Origin of the sequence: Succinatimonas hippei YIT 12066 (assembly GCF_000188195.1) — a bacterium.
Lineage (GTDB): Bacteria > Pseudomonadota > Gammaproteobacteria > Enterobacterales > Succinivibrionaceae > Succinatimonas > Succinatimonas hippei.
The window spans coordinates 1-1,033 of the sequence record NZ_GL831007.1 but is presented as its reverse complement, the minus strand read 5'-3'; the positions used below and the strand labels follow the sequence as shown (position 1 = coordinate 1,033).

The 1,033-nt window shown below is 48.4% G+C and carries 1 protein-coding gene and 1 pseudogene; both read left to right on the top strand.

The features are described from left to right. The first annotated feature begins 214 nt into the window (after window positions 1-214). A complete protein-coding gene (locus tag HMPREF9444_RS06070; protein ID WP_040909327.1) occupies window positions 215-808 on the top strand; it encodes a hypothetical protein in 594 nt (197 codons plus the stop codon). Window positions 809-827: 19 nt separating this feature from the next. After that, window positions 828-1,033: pseudogene (locus tag HMPREF9444_RS06065) on the top strand (IS21 family transposase); the annotation flags it as partial.

Here is a 1,033-nt window from a genome sequence, read left to right as displayed (position 1 = left end):
TGTTAAATATTATTAAAGAAGATCTGAGATCTTAGGAGAAAGATCAGAGCTAAAAATACAAAGCTCTGTTCCGATTTTGTCTGAGATGATTTTCATCTTCCAACCTCACGGAGCCGGATCAACTTTCCGCTCTGCTTTATCTTTTTACGTCATTTTGTTTCCCGACTGCGGTTATGTACTATAAGCCTCCTTATTGGGCAAGGAGGATAAACATATGCCGCGCAGTACTTACATTCCGGTAAAGAGCCGGACCATCGGTCGAGGAAAACATATGGACAGCGTAGTTTTAAAGAAAGTTTTATTATTCGCCTGCAGTCATCGTCCGTGCGAGTTGGAAAAAGTAATGGGGTTAAAGCACGGTACTGCCGTAAGAGCATGTGCCAAGGTACGTGAACTGTGTTTAACGCAGGAGAAAATCGGAGCAATGACTCCGTCTCAGGTCGCCGGGCTCTATTACGCGCGTAAAAATGCCGCCAAGGCAACGACCGGTCAAGAGAAAATCATGCCGGATTTAACTCTGCTGCAGGAGAAATGGCAGATGACCCGTCCGCAGAGCAGCATGCCGCGTGAAAGAAAGTTGGCGTTAACTCTGCAGCTTATTGTGGAAAAGTATTATTTTGAACTGCCGGAGAATGTAGAGCAGCAAACAAGGGGTAAGGTATTTTTATCAGAAAGTCATGTTCTGCGTTTATGGCGTACCTATCGTCGTCAACAGGTGGCTCCTGCCTATAGAGTTCCCCATGTGCCCGGCAAAGAAGCGGAATATGATTTCTGCGGAGTCAAACTGCGTTATTACCGGGGACAATAAGCCTCAGGAGGCGACTGTTATGGTCGGAGTTTTGCCGGCATCGGGACATTTCTACGTTAAAGCAATTGCCGACCAATCTCTGCCGCAGGTATGCACCGCCGTTGCCGACAGCTTCAGGTATTGGGGCGGCTGTCCCGAGGTTATCCGCGTCGACAACTTCAAAGCGGCAGTCACTAAAGCCTCCCGTTACGGCGGTGAGGTCAACGCCGATTTTGCCGCCATGGC